The 22522-nt window shown below is 73.9% G+C and carries 18 protein-coding genes and 7 pseudogenes; 10 read left to right on the top strand and 15 right to left on the bottom strand.

What is annotated here, in order from left to right:
• Positions 1–82 precede the first annotated feature (82 nt).
• From ACZ411_RS04335 to ACZ411_RS04355, 5 genes and pseudogenes are all read right to left on the bottom strand, one after another.
• Complete coding sequence (locus ACZ411_RS04335) at positions 83–430, bottom strand: recombinase family protein (RefSeq protein WP_464168796.1); 348 nt, start codon at positions 428–430, stop codon at positions 83–85.
• Between the two features lie 87 nt (positions 431–517).
• Positions 518–796 (bottom strand): DUF3072 domain-containing protein, encoded by a 279-nt coding sequence (locus ACZ411_RS04340; RefSeq protein ID WP_464168798.1) that lies wholly within the window; start codon positions 794–796, stop codon positions 518–520.
• Between the two features lie 88 nt (positions 797–884).
• Complete coding sequence (locus tag ACZ411_RS04345) at positions 885–1058, bottom strand: hypothetical protein (RefSeq protein ID WP_464168800.1); 174 nt, start codon at positions 1056–1058, stop codon at positions 885–887.
• A gap of 67 nt (positions 1059–1125) precedes the next feature.
• Positions 1126–1815, bottom strand: a complete 690-nt coding sequence (locus tag ACZ411_RS04350; RefSeq protein ID WP_464168802.1) for a PrsW family intramembrane metalloprotease — start codon at positions 1813–1815, stop codon at positions 1126–1128.
• A 373-nt stretch (positions 1816–2188) separates the two neighbouring features.
• Positions 2189–3589 (bottom strand): annotated as a pseudogene (locus tag ACZ411_RS04355) (FAD-binding oxidoreductase).
• Positions 3590–3719: 130 nt separating this feature from the next.
• On the opposite strand from ACZ411_RS04355, the gene ACZ411_RS04360 reads away from it, so the two are divergent.
• Positions 3720–4691, top strand: a complete 972-nt coding sequence (locus ACZ411_RS04360; protein ID WP_464168804.1) for an AlkA N-terminal domain-containing protein — start codon at positions 3720–3722, stop codon at positions 4689–4691.
• Between the two features lie 3 nt (positions 4692–4694).
• Here the strand turns inward: ACZ411_RS04360 and ku are convergent, their stop codons facing one another.
• On the bottom strand, positions 4695–5765 hold the full coding sequence (ku, locus tag ACZ411_RS04365; protein WP_464168806.1) for a non-homologous end joining protein Ku: 1071 nt from the start codon (positions 5763–5765) through the stop codon (positions 4695–4697).
• A gap of 196 nt (positions 5766–5961) precedes the next feature.
• On the opposite strand from ku, the pseudogene ligD (ACZ411_RS04370) reads away from it, so the two are divergent.
• From ligD (ACZ411_RS04370) to ACZ411_RS04400, 7 genes and pseudogenes are all read left to right on the top strand, one after another.
• Positions 5962–6309, top strand: a pseudogene (gene ligD, locus ACZ411_RS04370) (non-homologous end-joining DNA ligase LigD); the annotation flags it as partial.
• Positions 6310–6379: 70 nt separating this feature from the next.
• A pseudogene (ligD, locus tag ACZ411_RS04375) lies at positions 6380–6646 on the top strand (non-homologous end-joining DNA ligase LigD); the annotation flags it as partial.
• Positions 6647–6995: 349 nt separating this feature from the next.
• Entirely contained in the window at positions 6996–7688 is a 693-nt protein-coding gene (locus ACZ411_RS04380; protein ID WP_464168808.1) for a DNA polymerase ligase N-terminal domain-containing protein, read from the top strand.
• Complete coding sequence (gene ligD, locus ACZ411_RS04385; RefSeq protein ID WP_464168810.1) at positions 7610–8359, top strand: non-homologous end-joining DNA ligase; 750 nt, start codon at positions 7610–7612, stop codon at positions 8357–8359. Before ACZ411_RS04380 ends, ligD (ACZ411_RS04385) begins: the two co-directional genes overlap by 79 nt.
• Positions 8360–8457: 98 nt before the next feature.
• Complete coding sequence (locus ACZ411_RS04390; protein ID WP_464168812.1) at positions 8458–9336, top strand: fumarylacetoacetate hydrolase family protein; 879 nt, start codon at positions 8458–8460, stop codon at positions 9334–9336.
• Positions 9337–9377: 41 nt separating this feature from the next.
• Positions 9378–9551, top strand: coding sequence for a hypothetical protein (locus ACZ411_RS04395; protein WP_464168814.1), 174 nt, complete (start codon positions 9378–9380; stop codon positions 9549–9551).
• 163 nt (positions 9552–9714) lie between these two features.
• Positions 9715–10566 carry a hypothetical protein gene (locus ACZ411_RS04400; protein WP_464168816.1) on the top strand — a complete coding sequence of 284 codons (852 nt, stop codon included), beginning with the start codon at positions 9715–9717 and terminating at the stop codon, positions 10564–10566.
• A 73-nt stretch (positions 10567–10639) separates the two neighbouring features.
• Here ACZ411_RS04400 and ACZ411_RS04405 read toward each other — a convergent pair whose 3' ends face one another.
• Positions 10640–12157 carry an aspartate ammonia-lyase gene (locus tag ACZ411_RS04405; protein WP_104343896.1) on the bottom strand — a complete coding sequence of 506 codons (1518 nt, stop codon included), beginning with the start codon at positions 12155–12157 and terminating at the stop codon, positions 10640–10642.
• A gap of 105 nt (positions 12158–12262) precedes the next feature.
• Between ACZ411_RS04405 and ACZ411_RS04410 the strand changes: the two genes are divergently transcribed.
• Positions 12263–13126 carry a DUF429 domain-containing protein gene (locus tag ACZ411_RS04410; protein ID WP_464168819.1) on the top strand — a complete coding sequence of 288 codons (864 nt, stop codon included), beginning with the start codon at positions 12263–12265 and terminating at the stop codon, positions 13124–13126.
• A 7-nt stretch (positions 13127–13133) separates the two neighbouring features.
• Here ACZ411_RS04410 and ACZ411_RS04415 read toward each other — a convergent pair whose 3' ends face one another.
• Together ACZ411_RS04415 and ACZ411_RS04420 are read right to left on the bottom strand one after the other, a co-directional pair.
• Complete coding sequence (locus ACZ411_RS04415; protein ID WP_464168821.1) at positions 13134–13535, bottom strand: glycosyltransferase family protein; 402 nt, start codon at positions 13533–13535, stop codon at positions 13134–13136.
• 73 nt (positions 13536–13608) lie between these two features.
• Positions 13609–13932 (bottom strand): annotated as a pseudogene (locus tag ACZ411_RS04420) (glycosyltransferase); the annotation flags it as partial.
• A 146-nt stretch (positions 13933–14078) separates the two neighbouring features.
• Between ACZ411_RS04420 and ACZ411_RS04425 the strand changes: the two are divergent.
• Positions 14079–14606, top strand: a complete 528-nt coding sequence (locus ACZ411_RS04425; protein ID WP_464168823.1) for a GtrA family protein — start codon at positions 14079–14081, stop codon at positions 14604–14606.
• A gap of 16 nt (positions 14607–14622) precedes the next feature.
• On the opposite strand, the pseudogene ACZ411_RS04430 reads toward ACZ411_RS04425, so the two are convergent.
• From ACZ411_RS04430 to ACZ411_RS04455, 6 genes and pseudogenes are all read right to left on the bottom strand, one after another.
• Positions 14623–15904 (bottom strand): annotated as a pseudogene (locus tag ACZ411_RS04430) (Nramp family divalent metal transporter).
• 100 nt (positions 15905–16004) lie between these two features.
• A pseudogene (locus ACZ411_RS04435) lies at positions 16005–17482 on the bottom strand (NCS2 family permease).
• Between the two features lie 135 nt (positions 17483–17617).
• Positions 17618–17869 carry a hypothetical protein gene (locus tag ACZ411_RS04440; protein ID WP_094116226.1) on the bottom strand — a complete coding sequence of 84 codons (252 nt, stop codon included), beginning with the start codon at positions 17867–17869 and terminating at the stop codon, positions 17618–17620.
• A pseudogene (locus ACZ411_RS04445) lies at positions 17866–19046 on the bottom strand (anion permease). The gene ACZ411_RS04440 and the pseudogene ACZ411_RS04445 overlap by 4 nt, the downstream one beginning before the upstream one ends.
• Positions 19047–19164: 118 nt before the next feature.
• Positions 19165–20898 carry a carboxylesterase/lipase family protein gene (locus ACZ411_RS04450; protein ID WP_464168826.1) on the bottom strand — a complete coding sequence of 578 codons (1734 nt, stop codon included), beginning with the start codon at positions 20896–20898 and terminating at the stop codon, positions 19165–19167.
• A gap of 22 nt (positions 20899–20920) precedes the next feature.
• Positions 20921–22513, bottom strand: a complete 1593-nt coding sequence (locus ACZ411_RS04455) for a CYTH and CHAD domain-containing protein (protein WP_464168828.1) — start codon at positions 22511–22513, stop codon at positions 20921–20923.
• Positions 22514–22522: the final 9 nt, after the last annotated feature.

Consider the following 22522-nt stretch of genomic DNA (forward strand, 5'->3'; position numbering starts at 1 on the left):
ATGTTATGTCCTGTACTTCGTTCGGTTGTGGCCGAACCGATATTAACCGTTCCTCGTGCAGTGTCAAGAGATGTTTTCGCATTTATCGTGAAACGCTTTCGCGTTTTTCGTGCGCCGCTTCACCGGCCTGACGTACGGCCTCCAGTCCCTCCCGGACGGCGCGGAACGCGATGCCGCGCGCCTCGAGCCCGTTGAGGATGCGGACCACGTCGGACGTGCCCGGCCCGAGGCGGTCGAGGCTGACCACGAGGAGCTCGTCGTTCTCGCGGAGGTAGTCGAGGGCGTCCTGCAGGCCGGGGCGCGGGGCCTTGGGGCCGCCCGCGACGTCGACGAAGATCCGCTCGCACCCGGCCGCGTCGAGGGCGTCGACCTGGTCCTGGTAGGACTCCTCGGCGCGCGCGACGCGCGCGTACCCGACGAGCGTGGTCATGCGTGCTCCCTCTCGGCGCGTCCCGCGTCATGCCGCGACGGGCGGGCGGCTGGTGGCCGCTCGCCCGTCGATCGATCAGGATGGTGCTCAGCTCGCGTCGTCCGACTGCGGCGACGCGGTCTCCTTCTTCTCCTGCAGGCGGTCGATCTGCTCGCTCGCCTCCGCCTTGTTGAGGTCGGCGGGGATCTCCTCGCCAGCCTGCGTGGCCAGCGAGTCGAGGTAGCTGCGCTGCGCGCCCGTCATCGGCTCGTCGCCCGTGACCCACGTGCTCGGGTCCTTCTCGGCGCTCTGCGGCGGGGTGGGGGTGGCCGATCCGAGCATCTCCCGGTCGTCGCCGCCCGTGGTGTCCTGGTTCGCATCGCTCATGGTGGTGCCTCCTCGTGTCGTACCGCCGACGCTACTCGCGACCGGGGACACCGGCCGCGGTGCCGGGGGCGCCGCCGACGCTGTGCGGCTAGCGCCGGGCGCTGCCGAGGAGCGCCTCGCGGTGGTCGGTGACGGCCTGGAGGAGCCGGCGCTCGTCGTCGAGGTGCCCCGCCTCGGACCGCCCGGACGCCGCGGGCCGCTCGGACAGCATCCGCTGCCGGGCGAACGCCAGCCGCGTCGCGTCGCGGGTGAACAGGCTCATGGCCCGGCCGGCGTCGCCGCCGCGGGTGCGCGCCCACAGGCGCGCAGGCGGCGGCCCTGCCAGGTGCTCAGCATCTCGACCTCGGCCGGCGTGAACCAGCCGACGACGGCGTACTCGCGGAGACGCCGGCGGGTGAGGTGGATCTCGTACCGGCGCGGATCACGACGACGACCAGGAACGCGAAGATCGGCACCTGGAGCAGCACGTAGAAGGAGAGGAAGTCGCCCGTGAGGGTGACGCCCGTGTTCCAGAGGGCGTGCAGCACGATGGCCCCGACCAGCCCGATGGCGCCGAAGCCGAGGGCGGCGCCCGGGCCTCGGCGCGCGCCGTAGCCGATGGCGATGCCGGTGATCATCGTGAACGTCACGTGCGCGAACGGCGAGAACAGCCCCCGCAGCACGAACGTGCCGACGAGCTCGCCCGTGGTGCCCTGCACGAGCGGTCCGCCGAAGTAGACGATGTTCTCGGTGAAGGCGAAGCCCGCCGCGATGGTGGCGCCGTAGACGATGCCGTCGACCGGGCCGTCGAAGTGGCGGCGCGCGACCCAGAAGACGAGGAGCAGGCCGATGGCCTTCGCCGACTCCTCGACCACGGGCGCCTGGACCGCGAGCTGCAGGAACTCCGTGTACCGCGTGGGCACGCCCACGGCCAGCCGCGCGTACTGCACCACGAGGTCGAAGACGAGGGCGATCGCGACGGATGCGGCCGCGCCCCACAGCAGCGCGAACAGCGACGCCGACGGGGCTCCGGCTCCCACCGGTCGACCCACCGGACGGCGAGGAGGACGAAGCCGAGCGGGATGAGGGCGAGGAGCGCGCGCACGGCGACGGCCTGGACCCCGAGGCTGAGCACGAGGTAGGCGGCGACGACGAGGCCGACGAGCAGCAGCACGGCGACGCCCACGACGCCGAGGACGGCCGACGTGGTGATCCGCCCGGGCGCGTGCGGCGCCGGCAGCTCCATGGACGGCGGCGGCGAGGCCGAGGCGAGGGACGGTGGACGGTCACGGGGATGGACGGGTCGGTCACGACGGCCCTCTCTTCGGCGGATCGGCGTCGCCAGCCTACTGGCGGGCCCGACCGGCGTCGGGGCCTTCCCGGCGTCCGAGGCGGTCGGCGTCGGGCCGGCGGTCAGGCCGCCTTGCCGGGGTTGAGGATCCCGGCCGGGTCGAAGACGCGGCGGATCCCGGCGGCCAGCCCCATCACGTCCTCCCCCAGCTCGTCGGCGAGCCACCGCCGCTTGAGGAGCCACGACCCCGTGCTCGCCCGTGAGCGTCCCGCCGAGGTCGACGGCGGCGCGGAAGAGGAGGTCCGCCGCGTGCCAGACCGCGTCCGGGATGCCCGTCGCGTCGCCGTCGGGCGTGCTCGGGTCTTCGGGGATGCAGAAGTTCGGGTGCAGGTTGCCGTCACCGGCATGCGCCACGGTCGGGATGGCGAGCCCCGTCTCCCGCTCAATGGCGCGGATGCGCGTGAGCATGTCGGCGAGGCGGGAGCGCGGGACGGCGACGTCCTCGATGAGGACGCGGCCCCGGGCGGCGAGCGCCGGGTGGAAGGCGCGGCGCACCGCGAGGAGGCGCTCGCCCTCCTCGGCGTCGTCGGTCACGTCGGCCGTGCCGCCGCCCGCGACGACGACCGCGACCACGCGCGCGGCCTGCGCGGCGGCGTCGGGGCCGTCGCAGCGGACGAGGAGGTGGGCGGATCCGCGCGCGGAGTGCGCCGTGCCCAGGTAGGCGTCGATGGCCTCCAGCGCGCCGGCGTCGAGCAGCTCCATCGCGGCGGGCCGGATGCGCGCGGCCGTGATGGCCGACGCCGCGGCCGCCGCCGCCGTGGAGTCCGGGAACGCGGCGGCGACGGTGGACGGCGTCGCGGTCGGGCAGGGCGCAGGCGCACCGTCGCGCGCACGATGACGCCGAGGGTCCCCTCCGAGCCGATCATCAGCGCGGTCAGGTCGTACCCGGTCACGCCCTTCACGGTGCGGTGCCCCGTGTCCACCACCCGGCCGTCGGCGAGCACCACCGTGAGCGCCAGCACGGCCTCGCGCGTCACCCCGTACTTGGCGCAGAGCAGGCCGCCCGCGTTGGTGGCGATGTTGCCGCCGATGGTGGAGATGGCCTTGCTCGCGGGATCCGGCGAGTACCAGAGGCCGCGGGGAGCGAGCGCCGCGTTGAGGTCGTCGTTGAGCACGCCGGGCTCGACGACCGCGAGCTCGTCGGCCTCGCTCACCTCGAGGATCCGGTCCATGCCCCGCACCGACAGCACGATCTCGCCCGCGGTCGCCGTGGCGCCGCCCGCGAGGCCCGTGCCGGCGCCGCGCGTGACGACGGGCGTGCCGGTGGCGCTCGCGATGCGGAGCGTCGCGACGACGTGCTCCACCGCGGTCGCGCGAACGACGGCGATCGGGTCCGCGGGGCTGCGGTACCCGGAGCGGTCCGAGCGGGCGTCGTCGAGGGAGGCGGGGTCGGTCGCGACGACCTCGCCGAGGGCCGCCACCAGCTGGGCGCGGACGTCCTCGTCGGAGTGGGCCGCAGGGATGCGGGCGGACGACGCTCCGGCGAGGACCCCGTCGGGTCGCGGAGCGGGGACCACGCCGTCGTCGATCATGCGATCCAGACTAGGTCGCCCGTGCGCGCAGCGGTCGCCGCGGATCCGGCAGGCTGAGGGCATGCGCCCCTCCGACGTCGGCCCCGCGGCCGCGCACGTGTCCCGCTCCGTAATCGACGTGCCGGCGCCCTTCGACGGCGGCGGCGTGATCCGCTTCCTCTCCTGGCACGCCGTCACGGGCGCCGAGGAGGGGGACGCGACGAGCTTCACCCAGTCGGCCCGGCTCGCGCACGGCGCGGGGACGATGTCCGTGCGGCTGCTCGACGCGAACGGGGACGCGCACGGCGGCGACGGCGGGGGCGGGGCCGGATCGGCGACGCGCGTCGAGGTCGTCACGCGGGTCGAGCACGCGGCCGACGCCGTGGAGCTGATGGCCGGCACGCGCCGCCTCCTCGGCGTCGACGTGGACTCCGCGCGCATCGACGCCGACCTCGCCCGCGATCCCGCGCTCGCGGCCGCCGTCCGCCGCACGCCCGGCCTCCGCATCCCCGGCACGCTGGATCCGCGCGGCACCCTCTTCCGCACCATCGTCGGCCAGCAGATCTCCGTCGCCTCCGCGCGCGCCACGCACGGCCGCATGACGGCGGACCTCGGCGAGGACCTGCCCGCGTCGGTCGCGCACGGATCCGTCACGCGGCTCCCGCCGTCGGCTTCCCGCATCGCCCGCGACGGCGCCGAGCTCCTCCGGGGCCCCGCCCGCCGGACCGCGACCCTGGTGCGCCTCGCGGAGGCGCTCGAGACCGGCGAGCTCGTGGTGAAGCACGGCATGCCGCGCGCGGAGCTCCGCGCCGCCCTCGTGGCCTTCCACGGCGTCGGGCCGTGGACCGCCGACTACGTCGCGATGCGCGCCCTCGGCGAGCCCGACATCCTCCTCTCCGGCGACCTCATCGTGCGCCGCGGCGCGGGTGCGCTCGGCCTCCCCGACGAGGCGCGCGCCCTCGACGCGCGGGCCGCCGCCTGGTCGCCCTGGCGCTCCTACGCGACCCTGCACCTGTGGCGCGTCATGACCGACCGGATGCCCGCCGCGGGCTGACGCCTACGCGCTCCGCTTCTCCTTCTCCGCGGTGCGCTTCGCGGGCGCCTTCCCCGTGCCCGACGACCCCTTCGCGGCGGACGTCGACCCCTTCGCGGCCGCGCCCTTCGTCGTCGACGACCCCTTCGCGGTGGACGCCGCCCTCTTCGCGGTCGACGCCGCCTTCTTCGTCGTCGTCTTCGTCGTCTTCGTCGTCGTCGTCGCCTTCTTCGCGGCCGCCGCCTTCCGCTTCGCGGGAGCCCCCTCTCCCGCCGGCGCCTTCCGCTTCGCGCCGCCGCCGCCCCCGCCCCGGCTGCGCTCGATGCTCCGCTTCAGCGCGTCCATGAGGTCGAGCACCTCGCCGCCCGAGTCCTCGTCGTCGTCCGACTCCCCGAAGGTCGCGTCGGTGTCGAGCGAGTCGCCCTGGGCGAGCTTCGCGTCGATGAGGGTCCGCAGCTGCTCCTGGTACTCGTCGCTGAACTTCGACGGGTCGAAGTCCTCCGCGAAGCCCTCCACCAGCTGCGCCGACATCTCGAGCTCCCGCGGCGACACCTTCGGTGCGGCGTCGAGCGACGGGAAGTCGGCCTCCCGCACCTCGTCGTCCCAGAGCAGGGTCTGCAGCATCAGCACGTCGCCGCGCACGCGCAGCGCGGCGAGGCGGGTGCGCTGCCGGAGCGTCACGTGCACGATCGCCGTGCGGTCCGTCTCCTCGAGCGTCCGGCGGAGGAGCGCGTACGACTTCGGGCTCGAGGAGTCGGGCTCGAGGAAGTAGCTGCGGTCGAGCATCACCGGGTCCACCTGGTCGCTCGGCACGAACTCGACCACGTCGATCTCGCGGCTCCTCTCCTCCGGGAGGGACGAGAGGTCCTCCTCGGTGATCACGACCGTGCGGTCGCCGTCGTCGAACGCCTTGTCGATGTGCGCGTAGTCGACGACCTTGCCGCACACCTCGCAGCGGCGCTGGTACCGGATCCGCCCGCCGTCGGCGTCGTGCACCTGGTGCAGCGGCACGTCGTGGTCCTGCGTGGCGCTGTAGACCTTCACGGGCACGTTGACGAGGCCGAAGGTGACGGCGCCCTTCCAGATGGCTCTCATGGATCCAGTGAACACCCGCCCGGCCGCCGCGCCCCGGCCGCACGGGGCCATGCTGGAGCGATGGCGGGGCGAGAGGCAGCAGGTGGAGGTCGACGGGCACGGGATCGCGCTCTCGAACCTCGACAAGGTCCTGTACCCGGAGACGGGCACGACGAAGGGCGACGTCATCGCCTACTACGCCGCCATCGCGCCCCACATGCTCCCGCACCTCCGCGACCGGCCCGTCACCCGGAAGCGCTGGGTCGACGGCGTCGGCACCGACGAGCACCCGGGCAAGATGTTCTTCCAGAAGGACCTCGACGCGCACACGCCCGACTGGGTGCAGCGGAGGGCGATCCAGGCGCACCGCGACCAGCGCGAACGACTACCCCCTGGTCGGCGACGTCGCGACCCTCACCTGGCTCGGGCAGATCGCCGCGCTCGAGCTGCACGTGCCGCAGTGGCGCTTCGGGCGCACAGGGCGACGTGCGCCGCCCCGGACCGCCTCGTGCTCGACCTCGACCCCGGACCCGGCGCCGGCCTGCCCGAGTGCGTGGAGGTCGCGAGGGCGGCCCGCGCGATCCTCCGCGACATCGGCCTCGAGCCGTACCCGGTGACGAGCGGATTCGAAGGGCATCCACCTCTACGCCGCCCTCGACGGCAGCCACCGCGGCGCGGGCCGCGATCTCCGAGGTCGCGCACGAGCTCGCCCGCGCGCTCGAGGCCGAGCCGCCCCCGACCTCGTGGTGAGCGACATGAAGAAGGCGCTGCGGCAGGGCAAGGTGCTCGTCGACTGGAGCCAGAACAACCCGAACAAGACCACGGTCGCGCCGTACTCGCTCCGCGGGCGCTCGCGGCCGACCGTCGCGGTGCCGCGCACCTGGCGCGAGCTCGCGTCGCCGACCCTCCGGCACCTGGAGATGGACGAGGTCGTCGCGCGGATGCGGAAGCGCCAGGATCCGCTCGCCCCCGTCGAGGAGGGCCGCCAGCGAGAGACCTGGAGCCCACGCCCGAGCGCCTGGCCTCCTTCGCGCGGAAGGAGCCCGCCGGGGATCCCGCCGCCGACCGCCTCGCGACCTACCGCTCCAAGCGCGACGCCGCCAAGACCAGCGAGCCCGTCCCCCGCCGACGCGCCCGCGCCGTCCGAGGGCCGCTCCTTCGTCATCCAGGAGCACCACGCCCGCGCCCTGCACTGGGACTTCCGGCTGGAGCACGACGGCGTGCTCGTCGAGCTGGGCCCTCCCGAAGGGCGTGCCCACCGAGCGCGGCACGAACCACCTCGCGGTGCAGACCGAGGACCACCCGGTCGAGTACGGCGCGTTCGAGGGCACGATCCCGGCGGGCGAGTACGGCGGCGGGGAGGTGGCCATCTGGGACGCGGGCACCTACGAGCTGGAGAAGTGGCGCGACGGGAAGGAGGTCATCGCGACGCTCCACGGCCGGGGCGCGGGCACCGGCATCGACGGGCCGCGCCGCTACGCGCTCATCCACACCGGCGGGCACGGGAAGGCCGACGCGAACTGGCTGATCCACCTGATGGAGCCCGCCGACGCCCCCGCGCGGCCGCACGCGCGGTCCGCGCGCCCTGCCTCGGCTGCGACGGCGGGCGGGCGCACGCGGGTCGGCGCCCGACGCCGGGGAGGCGCCGCGAGCGCGCCCGCGCCCATGCTGGCCACCGCGGCACAGGGCCCGGGCCTCGACCCCGACGAGGAGTGGGCCGTGGAGATGAAGTGGGACGGCTACCGCGCGATCGCCGTCGTCGAGCGCGGCCGGGCCACCCTCACGAGCCGCAACGGCGTGGACCTCACCGCGGCCTTCCCGGAGCTCGCGAGGAGCTCCCCGAGCGGCTCGACGTCGACGCCGCCGTGCTCGACGGCGAGATTGTCGTGCTCGGCGCCGACGGGCGCCCCGACTTCGGCCTTCTGCAGACGCGCCTCGGGCTGACGCGGGAGAAGGACGTCGAGCGGGCGAGGCGGTCGGCGCCCGTGCACCTCATGCTCTTCGACGCCCTCGCGCTCGGCGGACGCGTGCTCGTCGACGCGCCCTACCGGGAGCGCCGCGCCGCCCTGCTCGACGCCGTGCGCTCGCCCGGCCGCGGGCGGATCCAGGTGCCGCCCGCCTTCGACGGCGACCTCGACGAGGCGCTCGCCACGAGCCGCGAGCTCGGCCTCGAGGGCATCGTGGCGAAGCGCGTCGACGCGCCCTACGAGTCGGGCCGGCGATCGAGCGCCTGGGTGAAGGTCAAGCACCACCGGGCGCAGGAGGTCGTCGTGGGCGGTTGGCGTCCGGGATCCGGCAGCCGCTCTGCGGGCGTCGGCTCGCTGCTCGTGGGCATCCCGGGGCCCGACGGCCTCGCTTACGCGGGACGCGTCGGGACGGGCTTCACGGAGCGCGACCTCGCCGACGTCCTCCGCCGCCTCCGCCCGCTGGCGCGGAGGACGAGCCCGCTCGCCGACGTGCCCGCCGCCGACGCCCGCGACGTGCACTGGGTCACGCCGCGCCTCGTCGGCGAGGTGGAGTTCGCGGAATGGACCGGGACGGGCAGGCTGCGCCAGGCCTCGTGGCGCGGATGGCGGCACGACAAGCGGCCCGACGAGGTGGTCCGGGAGGACTGAGCTCCCGCCTGCCCGGCGCACGCGGGGACGGCCGCCGGCACCATGCACGTTATGACCGCAACGTCGGCCGGAGCGCCTCCGCCCGATACGCTCGGGGCATGAAGTTCGCCCACCTGCTCGCCGACGACGGCGTCACCCCCCGACTGGCCGCGATCGTCTCGGAGGGCCAGGCGCTGTTCCTCGACGAGGTCCTCGACGAGTCGCCGCGCGACCTGCAGGACCTCATCGAGCGCGGGGACGACGAGATGGCCCGCGTCCGCGCGACCGTCGAGCGCGCCGTCGCCAGCCGCACCAGCACGACGCCGGTGGACGGCCTCGCGCGCGCCTCAACGGTCCTCCGCCCGCCGGCCGTGTACGCCGTGGGCCTCAACTACTCCGCGCACGCCGAGGAGCTCAACATCACGAGCGCCTCCGCCCCCACCGTCTTCGCGCTGTGGCCGAACTCGCTCTCCGGCCACGAGGGCACCACCAGCTGGCCCCGCTCGCTCAGCGAGGAGGTCGACTACGAGGTCGAGCTCGGCGTCATCATCGGCCGCGCGGCCCGCGACGTGTCCGAGGAGGACGCGCTCGACCACGTCTCCGGCTACACCGTCGTCAACGACATCACGGCCCGCAACCTGCAGTTCTCGGAGCAGCAGTGGAGCCGGTGCAAGAGCTTCGACGGCTTCTCCCCCACGGGTCCCGTCGTCGTCACGCGCGACGAGGTCGCGGACCCGCAGGACCTGCGCATCACGACGGTCCTCGACGGCGAGACGGTGCAGGACGGGCGCACGAGCGGCATGGTCCGCACGGTCGCGCGCCTCGTCTCCTACCTCAGCACCTCCTCCACCCTGCAGCCGGGCACGCTCGTCTCCACGGGCACGACGAGCGGCGCCGGGTACTCCCGCGACCCGCAGATCTTCCTGAAGGACGGCAGCACGGTCACCGTCTCGGTCGAGGGCATCGGCTCGCTCACGACGCACACCCGCATCCTCTGACCGGCGGCGGCCGGAGGGGCGCCCGCGCGTAGGCTCGGGGCATGACCGACCAGCCGCAGGACCCGATCCACGACCACTCCATCCCGGAGGACGCCGACCTCTCCGCGCCCGACGCGGCGGATCCCGAGACCGACGAGCTGCACGACGCCACCGGCCGGACGCCGCCGACGGCGACGCCTAGCCCCTCCCGGCCGTCCCCCGACCACCGCGTCTAGGGTGGAGGGATGATCGACCCGCCTCATCTTCTTCGCCGGCATCGGCACGGGTTACGTCCTGGGCGCGCGCGCCGGACGCAAGCGCTACGAGGGCATCGCCCGCGCGTCGCGCTCCGTCTGGTGGAGCGAGCCCGTCCAGCGCGGCGTCCGCGAGGCGCAGTCCGTGCTCGACGAGAAGGGCCCGGTCGTCGTCGAGCGCACCGTCGAGACGGCGCGCGAGGTCGCGGACTTCGTCGGCCACGCCGTCCAGGGCGCGGCGGTCGCCGTCGGCCGCACCGCGCACTCGGTGGGCGAGCGCATCGGAACCACCACGCAGGACGTCGCGGGCCGGGTCGGCAGCACCACGCAGGACATCGCGGGCCGCGTCGGCGACACCGCGAAGGACCTCGGCACGCGCACCGCCGACCAGACCAAGCACGTCGTCGACCGCGTCGGCCAGCAGGCCACCGAGGTTGGCCACCGGGTCGCCGAGACGGCCGAGGACGTCCGCGACCGCGTCGTGGAGACGGCCGAGGAGGCGCGCACGCGCGTCCAGGCGACCGCCGAGGACCTGCGGGAGCGCGGCGAGGAGGCCGGACGCCGCGCCGTCTTCAGTGCCGCCGAGGCCCGCGACGAGGCGCTCGCCTCCTTCGACGACGAGGACGAGACCGGCCCGGTGGGCATCCCCGCCGACGGCGCCGCCCGGGACGGCGAGGCCGATGCCTCCGCCGACGGGAGCGACGACGACGCCGACGAGGACCTCGACACGCTCGGCCCGGACGACTTCGGCGAGCCCGCGGACGCCGACGAGCAGCCGGTGTCCGAGGAGCCCGCTACGGCGGCTGCTCCCGCGCGGAAGGCCACGCGCACGCCGAAGCCGAAGCCGAAGCCGAAGGCGGCCCCCGACGCCGCCGGGCACGTGCCCACCCCGGCCGACATCGCCGGATCCGTGCACCGCGAGGAGACCGCGCATCCGACACCCTCCGACGCGTCCGGCACGACGCCGGCCCGCACGGCCGACCAGCCCGACGACTGACACCGCACCCTGGACGACGGCGCGCCGCGGACCCTCGGGTCCGCGGCGCGCCGTCGTCTGGCCGCGTGGTCGGTCAGTCGGCTTCGCCGCCCTGCTCGGCCGCGTGGGCCGCGAGCATCTCGGGCGTGATCACCGTCATGGCCGCGGTGACCGGCTCGAGGCCCGAGAGGCGGTCGGGCGCGAGGATCTTCTCCACCTGCGACCGCGTCATGAGCCCTGCCTCCACGACGAGGTCGGGGATCGACGCGCTCGTCATCAGCGCCGTCTTCGCGAGGCTGGAGGACGCGGCGTAGCCGATGTAGGGGGTGAGCGCCGTCACGACGCCGACGGACGACTCCACCTGCGCCGCCAGCCGCTCCGTGTTGGCCGTGATGCCGTCGATGCAGTTCACCCGCAGGGTCTGGGCGGCGTTCCGCAGCCAGCTGAGCGACTGCAGGAGCGAGTGCGCGATCACCGGCTCGAACGCGTTGAGCTGCAGCTGCCCGCCCTCCGCCGCCATGGTCACGGTGACGTCGGCGCCCGCGATGGAGAACGCGACCTGGTTGACCACCTCGGGGATCACCGGGTTCACCTTGCCGGGCATGATGCTGGAGCCCGCCTGCCGGGGCGGGAGGTTGATCTCCCCGAGCCCCGCCTGCGGGCCCGACGACAGCAGCCGCAGGTCGTTGCAGATCTTGGACAGCTTGATGGCGGCGCGCTTGAGCGTCGAGGACAGGGTCATGAACACGCCCGCGTCGCTCGTCGCCTCGATGAGGTCGCTCGCCGTGACGAGCGTGTAGCCGGTGATGGCGCTGAGGTGCCCGCGCACGGCGGCGGCGTAGTTCGGGTCGGCGGTGATGCCCGTGCCGATCGCGGTGGCGCCGAGGTTGATCTCCGAGAGCAGCGGCACGAGCTCGCCGAGGCGCGCGTGGTCCTCGCCGAGGGTGGTGGCGAAGCCGTGGAACTCCTGGCCGAGGGTCATCGGCACGGCATCCTGCAGCTGGGTGCGGCCCACCTTCAGCACCTGCGAGAACTGGGCGCCCTTCGCGAGGAACGAGCGCCGCAGCAGCTCCAGCTCGTCGAGCGTCTGCAGCAGCGAGTGGATCAGCGCCACCTTGAGCGCCGTGGGGTAGGTGTCGTTGGTCGACTGGCTGCGGTTCACGTCGTCGAGCGGGTGCATGTGCCGGTAGTCGCCGAGCGCGTGGCCCGCCTTCTCGAGGGCGCGGTTCGCGATGACCTCGTTGGTGTTCATGTTGGTGCTCGTGCCCGCGCCGCCCTGTATCACGCCGACCACGAACTGGTCGTGCAGCTCGCCCGCGATGATCTCGGAGCAGACCTCGTCGATCTGCTTGGCCTTCCGGGCGTCGAGGACGCCGATCTGCACGTTGGCGCGCGCCGCCGCCTGCTTCACCTGCGCGAGCGCCACCACGAACTCGGGGTAGACGCTGAGCGGCCGGAGGCTGATGGGGAAGTTCTCGAGCGCGCGGGCCGTGTGGATCCCCCAATACGCGTCCGCGGGGACGTCCAGGCTCCCCAGGCTGTCGGTCTCGGTGCGGACGGGGTGCCCGTCCGGGGTGGGGATGCGGTCGTCGTTCGGGCTCACCGGGGTCATGTGCAAGGCTCCATCGTCTCGTCGCTCGTGGCATGAGGATCCCTCGACACTACTCGGGGGTCCGCGCCCGGCCGAGGCGCCCGGTGGCGCGGATAGGCTCGTCGGATGCGCCGCTTCCTCGGGATCGACCTCGCCTGGGCGGAGGGAACGGCGGCCCGCCCCGCCCGCGAGACGGGCCTCGCCTGCATCGACGACCACGGCCGGGTGCTCGCCCTCGAGACCGCCCGCGGGATCGACGAGGTGGTCGCCTGGGTCACCCGCTGGGACGGGCCCGGAGCCGTCGCCGCGGTCGACGGGCCGCTCGTCGTCGCGAACGCCACGGGCAGCCGCCTCGCGGAGAAGGAGGTCGCCTCCCGCTACGGCCGGCTCGGCATCTCCGCCTACCCGTCGAACCGCGGGCTCCCCGCGCAGGGCGCGGTCGCGCTGCGGCGGAGGCTGGAGGACGCGGGCTGGCGGTACGACGACGGGTCCCCCGCCGATCACGACGCCGACGCCCGGACGATGCTCGAGTGCTACCCCTACACGACGCTCGTGGGCGCCCCCGAGCTCGGCTTCGACGGCATGAAGCCGCGGTACAAGCGCCTGGCGCCCCTGCTCCCCACCGCCGAGCGCCGGCCCGCGCGCGCCGCCGAGTTCCGCGTGGTGCTCGACCGGGTCGCGGGGCTGGCGGGGGCGGATCCGCCCCTGGACGTGACGACGCACCCCGCCGCCGCCGCGCTCGTGGCCGACGGCCCCGCGATCCTCGAGCGGCAGCACAAGCACCTCGAGGACCTGCTCGACGGGCTGATCTGCGCGTGGACCGCCGCGTACTGGGCGAGGCACGGCACCGCGCGCTCGCAGGTGCTCGGGGCGACCGACCCGGTGGTCGACGAGCTCGGGCGGCGCGGCACGATCATCGCGCCCGCCCGGCCGCACCAGCGCGCGCCGCACGATCCGCTGCACGCGCCGGCTCCGGTGCCAGCCGCTTGAGGCCGGGTCAGCCCCGGCGGAGCCCGAAGCGCAGCTGCAGCACGAGGAGCAGGTTCTTCACGAGCGTGTCGCTCGGGATCTTCGACTCGCCCTCGGTGCGGTCCATGAACACGATGGCGACCTCCGTGGGCGGCGCCGCGTGCCGCAGCGCGCGCTGCTTCATCTCGATCTGGAAGCCGTAGCCCGTCGTCGTGATGGTGGACGGCGTGACGCGGCGCAGCAGTCCCGCCTCGTACAGGTTGAAGCCGCCGGTGTAGTCGGTGATGCGGGAGCCGAGGAACAGGCGCGTGTAGAGGTTGCCGCCCACGCTCAGGAAGCGGCGCTTGAGGTCCCAGTCGGGCGTCGCCCCACCGCGGATGTAGCGGGAGGCGACCACGAGGTCGGCGCCGTCGCGGACGCGCCGCAGCATCTCCGTGACGTACGCCGGGGTCGTGCGAGAGGTCCGCGTCCATCTGCAGGATGTGCGTGGGCGGCTCGTCGGCCCCGAGGAGGAGCTCGAACGCCCAGATGTAGGCGGCACCGAGGCCCGCCTTCTCGGCACGGGTCTCCACGCGGACGTGGAAGGTGTCCGTCTCGACGCTCGGGGCGAGGGTGCGGACGAGGTCCGCGGTGCCGTCCGGCGACGAGTCGTCGACGATCATCGCCGTGATCGCGAAGTCGGCGTTCTCCGCCGCCATGGCCGCGAGGCGGGGAAGCAGCTCCCCGACGTTGCGCGCCTCCTCGTAGGTGGGGATGACGATCGTGAGACTGCTCAAGCTGGTGGTTCCGTCTTCGCGTCGGGGGGACGACCCGGATGCGGGCCCCATCGAGTCTAGCCAGCCACCGGCCCGCCGACCGCGGGGCGGCGGGCAGCCCCGCCCGGCGCTTGTTACGCTGGCGGTGGCTCGGCGCCCTGACGCCGTGTGCGTCCGCCGACACCACGGGCGTCCGCGCCGCAGGGAGGGGGATCCGCATGGCGAAGCTCCTCGGCGACCGCCGCGTCCGCTTCCTCGTCGCCGGCCTCGTGAACACGGGCCTCGACTTCGTGCTGCTCAACCTGCTGATCCTCGCCGCCGGCATGCCCGTGCTGGGCGCGAACCTGGTCTCGGTGACGGTCGGCATCACCATCTCCGACCTCCTGAACCACTTCTTCGTGTTCCGGTACGGCGAGCCCGTGACCGTAGGCCGGTTCCTGAGGTTCTTCGCGGTCACCGGCTTCAGCTCGCTGCTGCTGCAGAGCGGCGTCATCTGGCTGTTCGAGCGCGGCTTCGACACGACGTTCGGCCGGTCGCTGTTCATGTTCGGCACGAGCGCCGAGCAGGAGTTCCTGGAGATCAACGTCGCCAAGGCCACGGCGGTGCTCATCGGCCTGGTGTGGAACTCCGCGCTGTACCGGCTCGTCGTGTTCCGGGCGCCCGCGGTCCCCGGTGGGGGTCGCGGGGACGACGCGCCGGACGCCGACGGCTCCCCGGCCGTGCGCGCCACCGCCTCCGCGGACTGAGGCGGCGCGGCGCTCCCTAGAGGAGCTTCCCGACCTCCGTCACGAGCTGCTGCACGCCGAGCACCACGAACAGGAGCGCCGACAGGCCCATCACGGTGTCGCTGAGCGGGCGGTTCCGCCAGGCCCGCGGCGTGCGGTCGGTGTTGAGGAGCACGAGCAGGGTGATCGCGAGGAACGGCATGAAGAGCGCCCCCAGCACGCCGTAGGCGATGATCAGGCCGATCGGCTGGTCGAGGAACAGCAGGCCGATGGGCGGGATCGTCAGCCACAGGATGAAGCCGCGGTAGTAGCTGCCGCCGAGGCGGCGACGCGGGTCCTCCACGTCGAGGCCGCGGATGGTGCCGAGGAAGTCGGCGAACATCAGCGAGACGCCGTTCCACACGCCGAAGGATCGACGAGAACGACGTGGCGAAGAAGCCGAGCAGGAAGAACCAGGTCATGAAGGCGCCGTAGCGCTCCCCCAGCACGTCGGCGAGCTGCACGAGGCCGCCCTCGCCGTCGGCCAGCGCGATGTCCGCGGAGTACAGGAGCTCCGCGCCGACGACGAGCATCGAGAGCACGAACACGCCGCTCATGACGTAGGCGACGGAGTCGTCTGATGCGCATGACCTTCATCCAGCCGGGCGCCACCCAGCCCTTCTCGCGCAGCCAGTACCCGTAGGCGGCGAGGGTGATGGTGCCGCCGACGCCGCCCGCGATGCTCAGCGCGACGACGAGGCCGCCCTCGGGGATGGTCGGCACGAGGCCCGACAGGAGCGCCGGGACGTTGGGCAGCGTCACGATCGCGGCGCCCACCACGGTGACGAACATGAGGCCGACGAAGACCGCGATGATCCTCTCGAACGCCGAGTAGCGGCCGAACCAGACGACCACCGCTCCCAGGAGCCCGCAGGCGATCGCGAAGACCTTGAGGTCGACGCCCGGGAACAGGGCCGCGAGCGGAAGCGCGGAGGAGCTCATGGCGGCCGCGCCGTACACAGAGGCCCCAGATGAGGATGTAGGGCCCGAAGTACCAGGTGGTCCAGCGGCCGACGCTGCGCCAGCCCTCGAAGATCGTGCGGCCCGTGGCGAGCGAGTACCGGCCCGCGCCCTCGACCAGGAAGATCTTGATGATGACGCCGAGCACCGCCGCCCAGAGCAGCGCGTAGCCGAAGCGGGAGCCCGCCACCAGGGTCGCGACGAGGTCAGCCCGCCCCGATCCCGGTGGCCGCGACCACGAGGCCCGGGCCGATGATGCGCCAGCGCTTCGCGGACTCCTGCGGCTCGCGGACGTCGCCGCGCGTGTCGATGTCGGTCATGGCGGGCTCCCGTGCGTCGTCGGATGGGGGTCCCCACCGACCCTACGGGGAGCCGCCGCCGGTCGCGCCAACCCGCCGGGCGGCGTCGACCCCGGGCGGGTCAGACGCCGAGCAGCTGCTCGATCGGGCCGCGCGCGAAGAACACCAGGAAGCCCGCCGAGACCACCCCAGAGCAGGGGCGAGACCTCGCGGATGCGGCCGGAGAACGAGCGCACGAGCACCCAGGAGAGGAAGCCGACGCCGATGCCGTTGGCGATGGAGTACGTGAGCGGCATGACGAGCACGGTGAGGAACACGGGCAGCGCGACGGAGAAGTCGGACCAGACGATGTCCTTGATCTGCGACGCCATGAGCGTGCCGACGATGACGAGCGCGGCGGCCGCGACCTCGAGCGGCACGACCTGCGTGAGCGGCGTGAAGAACATGGCGAGGAGGAACAGCACGCCCGTGACCATCGACGCGAGGCCCGTGCGGGCGCCCTCGCCGATGCCGGAGGCCGACTCGATGAAGACCGTGTTGGACGAGCTCGACGTGGCGCCCCCCGCGACCGCGCCGAAGCCCTCGACGACCAGCGCGCCCTTGAGGCGGGGGAAGTCGCCGCGCTCGTCGGAGAGGTCGGCGGCCTTGGCGAGGCCGGTCATGGTGCCCATGGCGTCGAAGAAGTTCGTGAACACCAGCGTGAAGACCAGCATGAGGCTCGAGATGATGCCGATGCGGGCGAAGGCGCCGAAGTCGAACGCGCCGACGAGCCCGAGGTCGGGCAGCGCGACGGGGACGCCCGGCAGCACCGGCGCGTTGAGGTTCCAGCCCGTGGCGCCCGAGGTGTTGGACGGGCCGATGCGGAAGACCTGCTCGACGACGATCGCGATGAGCGTGGTGGCGACGATGCCGATGAGGAGCGCCCCGGGCACGCGGCGGGCCATGAGCACGCCCATGATCACGAGGCCGAGGATGAAGACGACGGTCGGCAGCGACGCGATGGACCCGTCGATGCCGAGCGCGAGCGGCGAGGCCCGGCACGCCGGTGCCGCGCACGAAGCCCGAGTCGACGAAGCCGATGAACGCGATGAAGAGGCCGATGCCCACGGTGATGGCGGTCTTGAGCTCCTTCGGGACGGCGCGGAAGATCAGCGTGCGGAGCCCCGTGGTGGCGAGCAGCACGATCACCAGGCCGTTGATCACCACGAGGCCCATCGCCTCCGGCCACGTGACGTCGCCGACCACGCTCACGGCGAGGAACGAGTTGATGCCGAGGCCCGCCGCGAAGGCGAACGGCAGCCGCGCGACGAGCCCGAACAGGATCGTCATGACGCCGGCCGTGAGCGCGGTCGCCGCGCCCACCTGCGCGGCCTGCAGCCAGTTCCCCTCCACGTCGAGCGTGGCCGCGTCGGCGCTGAACCCGCCGAGGATCAGCGGGTTGAGGACGACGATGTACGCCATCGTGACGAAGGTGAGCACCCCGCCGCGGATCTCCCGCGCGTACGTGGAGCCGCGCTTCGTGATCTCGAAGAAGCGGTCGAGCGCGCCGGGCGCTCCGGAGGTCTCGGGGGAGGGGGACGACGTGCGCGCTTCGGTCATGGCTTCTTCCGCGAGGGGTCGGGTCGGACGACAGGAGGAGGGAGGAGCCGACGACGGCGTCGGGACGGGGTCGAGCCTAGGGGCGCGCGGGCCGACCGCACCAGCGGCGGGGCGGCGGGCGCGACGGGACGGGGATCAGCCGTGCAGCGCGGGCACGATGAGGTAGACGCCGTAGAGCACGGCGATCCCGCTCAGCGCGAAGCAGACGTAGCCGCCCACCGTGGCGGCCTGCGGCCGGATCCCGGTGACCGAGACCTTGTCGCCCTCGTCGTCGTACTCGGTGCCGACGGCGAGCAGCCGGACGCCCAGCGAGAAGAGGCAGACCACCGCGACGGCGCCCACGAGGGCGGCGACGGCGACGACGAGGAACGCGCTCCAGTCGATCATGCGGCCTCCTTGGCCTTCCGGGCGGCCTTGGTGGCCTTGCGTCCCCGCACGGCGAAGCCGGCGGCGTCCACCTCGACGATGGCGTTGCGCGCGTCGACGGCGTTCCGGCGCGAGCGCCAGAAGATCCAGACGATGACCGCGACCCCGACGACCGCGTCGATGACGAAGCCGACCGTGCCGGTGCTCGCGACGAGGGCCGCGACGGCGCCCACGATGGCGGCCGACGGCAGCGTCAGCAGCCAGCCGAGCGCGATCTTGCCGACCGTGTTCCAGCGCACGGACGCGCCGCGACGGCCGAGGCCCGAGCCGATGACCGAGCCCGACGCGACCTGCGTGGTCGAGAGCGCGAAGCCGAGGTGGCTGGACGCGAGGATGGTGGCCGCGGTCGAGGCCTCGGCGCTGAAGCCCTGCGCGGGCTTGACCTCGGTGAGGCCGGACCCCATGGTGCGGATGATGCGCCAGCCGCCCATGTACGTGCCGAGCGCGATGGCGACCGCGCAGACCGCGATGACCCAGAACCGGGGCCGGAGCCCGCGGCCTGGAAGCCGCCCGCGATGAGCGTGAGGGTGATGATGCCCATGGTCTTCTGCGCGTCGTTGGTGCCGTGCGCGAGGGCGACGAGGGACGACGTGAAGATCTGGCCGTAGCGGAAGCCGCCGCGCTCGTTCGGGCCGCTCGAGCGGCGCGTGATCGAGTAGGCGAGCTTCGTGGTCGTGTAGGCGATGAGGCCCGCGATCGCCGGGGCGAGGAGCGCCGGGAGGATGACCTTCGACAGCACCACGCCGAAGTCGACCGAGCCGAGGCCCGCGCCCACGACGGCCGCGCCGATGAGGCCGCCGAAGAGCGCGTGGCTGGAGCTCGAGGGAAGGCCGCGGAGCCACGTGACGAGGTTCCAGACGATGGCGCCCATCAGCCCCGCGAAGATCATGGAGGGCGTGATCTGCACCCCGCCGTCGCCCTCGCGGATGATGCCGCCGGAGACCGTCTTCGCGACCTCGGTGCTGAGGAACGCGCCGACGAGGTTCAGCACCGCGGCGATCGCGACCGCCACGCGGGGCTTCAGCGCGCCCGTCGCGATGGGCGTCGCCATCGCGTTGGCCGTGTCGTGGAAGCCGTTGGTGAAGTCGAAGAACAGCGCCAGGACGATGACGAGGACGACGATGAGGGTGAGATCCACTACCGGATCCCTCGAGCGGATATCACAGTCGTCGATCCTAACGGCCTGCATGCGCACAGCTCGAACGGGCGACGGGTGGATGGCGGCCGGGTGAACGTCCGACGACGGATCGGGGGGCTCAGATGTGCGGCACGAAGTCGCGCCATGCGACGCGGCGGTCGGCGTGCGGGTCGTGCTCGACGCGGTCGACCACGTCGAAGACGAGGGTCGCCCGCCGCCGGGGACCGCGGTCGCGGATGCCGCCCGGGCGCACGCGCGGAGGGCGGGGTCCGGATGCGGCCTCGACCGGCTGACGCTCGCCCGGCGCTCCCGTGCCCGCCGCGGGGGCGTCGTCGTCGGCGAGGTCGCGGAGCGCGTCCTCGTCGTCGCCGACGTAGGCGGGCCACGACTCGTCGACCGTGCCGTCCTGCGCGAAGCGGAGCCAGGCGATGCGCATCCGCTCGCCGGCCGCGACGAACGCGCGCCGGCCGCCGAGGAGGGTCATGCCCCGGCCGAGCAGGGAGTCCATCCGGTCGAACAGCGCGAAGAGCTCGAGGCCGTGCGTGGCGTCGAGGCCCATCAGGTGGACGAGGCGCGGGGCGATGTCGAAGCGGTAGAAGTGCACGGGCGCGTAGCGGGCGTGGCGCTCCGCGACCTTGACCGACGGGTACCAGAAGGCGTAGTCGCCGCCGAAGTCGAGGGCCGCGCGGCGCTTCGGGAGGCCCGGGTCGAGCGCCGCCAGCTCCTCGCGGTGCTCCTCGTCGGTCTTCGCGAACACGGCCCCGATGCGCGCCGGCGTGGTCGCGAGGATGTCGAGCCGCCCGGTGAACAGCGACCCCTCGCGCTCGTTGGTGCCGATGATGAGCGGCACGCGCGCCGCCCGCCCGTGCTTGAAGGCGTCGAGGGGACGCTCGGGCAGCACGTCGCCGTCGATGACGGGGCTGAAGGTTATGGTGCCGGGATCCTGGTCGGGCGTCCGCACCATGAGCTCGTTCGCCGCGGCCGCGAGGGTCGACGAGCTCGCGGCGGTGAGCAGGCGGACCGCCTCCGCGTCGTCGGGGGCGCGGCCCGCGCGGTCGGCCAGGAGCCGCACGAAGCGCTCGGCCCACAGCGCGGTCTGCTCCGCCGGGTAGATGGCGTTGGTGGGCGAGCTCTGCGCGATGGCGCGCGCGAACAGGCCGTGCGCCGCGGGCACGGCCATGAGCGTGGTGACGGCGTTGCCTCCCGCGGACTCGCCGAAGACCGTGACGTTGTCGGGGTCGCCGCCGAAGGCCCGGATGTTCTCGCGCACCCAGCGGAGAGCCTGCACCTGGTCCCGGAGGCCGAGGTTCGCCTCGAGGGGCCGCTCCGGCGTAGAGTACCGGCTGAAGTCGAGGTAGCCGAGCGCGCCGAGGCGGTAGTTGAAGCTCACATAGACGATGCCGCCCTGGCGCACCAGGCCCTCGCCCTGCACGGGGTCCTCACGCGAGGACCCGACGACGTACGCGCCGCCGTGGATGAACACCATGACGGGCCGCAGCTGGGACTCGCGGTTCACGCGCGCGGCGTCCGGCGAGAGCCCGGACGGCGCGACGACGTTGACGGTGAGGCAGTCCTCGCCCATCGGCGTGCCCTGCGGCGCCCCCATGAAGGCGCCCGCGCTGACCTGCGGGGCGACCTTGCCGAAGTGCTGCGCGAAGCGCGCGCCCTCCCAGGGGACGACGGGCTGCGGCGCGCGGAAGCGCAGGTCGCCGCGCGGAGGGGCCGCGTAGGGGATGCCGCGCCAGGCCTCGATGCCCCGCTCGCGCACTCCCCGGACCGTGCCGCCCGTGACGTCGACGTCGAGCTCCGACGGGTCGTACGCCGGGGTGGGCGGCGCGGGGTCGGGGGTCACCCGACGATTCTACGAGCCGGGCTCAGGCTCCCGGGACGGGGGTCGCGAGCAGCCGCTCCAGCGCCTGGTGCGCCCGCCAGAGCGCCGACTCGGTGCGCAGGCGCTCCGCCTCGTGCAGCACGCCGAGCGCGAAGGAGTCCTCGCCGCGGGCCGCCAGCCGGCGCGCCTCCTCGCGGAGGACGCGCTGCATGGCGAGGCCGTCGCGGTGCTCGCCCAGCTCGTCGTGCACCTCCTCCGCCGCCGTCGCGAGCCGCATCGTCTTCCGCCCGAGGACGGGGACCGTGCGCCCGCTGACCTCCTCGGCCGCGTACCGCAGCCGCTTCGCGGCCTTGCGGACCTCGTGCAGGGCTTCTACGCGCGCCGCCTCGCCGGCGGCCTCCTGGGCGACGGCGGCCCGGCGTCCGACCCGCTCCGCGTCGCGTCGGAGCGCCGCGCGGAGGGCCGGGCCCGCGGGGGCGGACGCGTCGTGCGTGAGCGGCGGATCGGCCACCAGGGCGTCGAGGGACTCGAGGAGGGCCAGGTACCGCGCCGAGGAGAGCGACCGGACGACGCGCTCGCGGGCCCGGTGGTAGCGCTCGTCGAGGACGTCGTGGAGGGCGTCGCCCACGTGGTCCGGCACCGTCTCCGCGTCGTGCTCGACCACCGACCACACGACGCGGTCGCGCAGCACCTCCATGTCGCGGGCGTCGCCGAGCACGGCGCCGAGGGCGGTGAGCTCCGCCCGGACGGGCGCGGTGGCAGCGGGGTCGATGACGTCCTGGTGGGTGCGCAGCGCGCTGCGCAGGCGGCGGACGGCGACGCGCATCCGGTGCACGGAGTCGGGCTCGTCGGCGCGCACGTGCGGATCGGCGGCGACGAGGTCGCGCACCCCGCGGGCGAGGACGGCGCGCGCCACGTCGACGGCGGGGCTGTCCTTCCGGAGGGTCGCGGGATCCGGCAGGGCGGGGCCCGCGGGCGCCTGCCGGCCGAGGGCGTCGGCGCCGAGCGCGCGGGCGAGCTTCGAGGCGCTGTCGGAGGGCCGGGCCCCGGCGTCGAGGACGTGCTGCTCGATCCGGTCGAGGAGCGCCGTGCGGCGCTTCCGTCCGGCGGGTGCGTCGGGCAGCAGCTCGACCTCCCACTCGTGCCAGGCGCGCACGGTGCCCCCGCGCACGTCGGACCCGGTGACGCGGTCGTCGGCGAACTCGGCGACCGCCCGGCCGTCCCCGTCGTGCAGCGTGACGATGGTGCGCACCGTCTCGAGGCGCGCGAGCGGCGTGAGCTCCCGTCCGCGCACGTGCACCGCGACCGCGTCGAGCACGGCCGGCGGGACCGCGACGTCGACGTCGCCGTCGCCGTCGCCGTCGTCGAGCGGCCAGCCGAGCTCCGTGCGGCCCTCGGCCCCGTCGGCGGGGAGCTTCACGTGCCAGCCCGCGTCGTGCCCGCCCTCGCGGCGGCGGAGGATCATGCGGCGGTCGGCGAGCGCGTGGTCCGCCGTGTCGAGGTAGACGGCGACGAGCGTGACGGGCTCCGCGGGCCGCGCCTCGGCGATGCCCGGGATGCCGACGAAGCCGGGGACGGGCGCCCCCTCGGGGACGTCGTACTTGCGCTCGATCTCGACCGACTCCGTGTGCACCATCCTCCCTGT

Source organism: Clavibacter sp. AC415, from assembly GCF_979252985.1.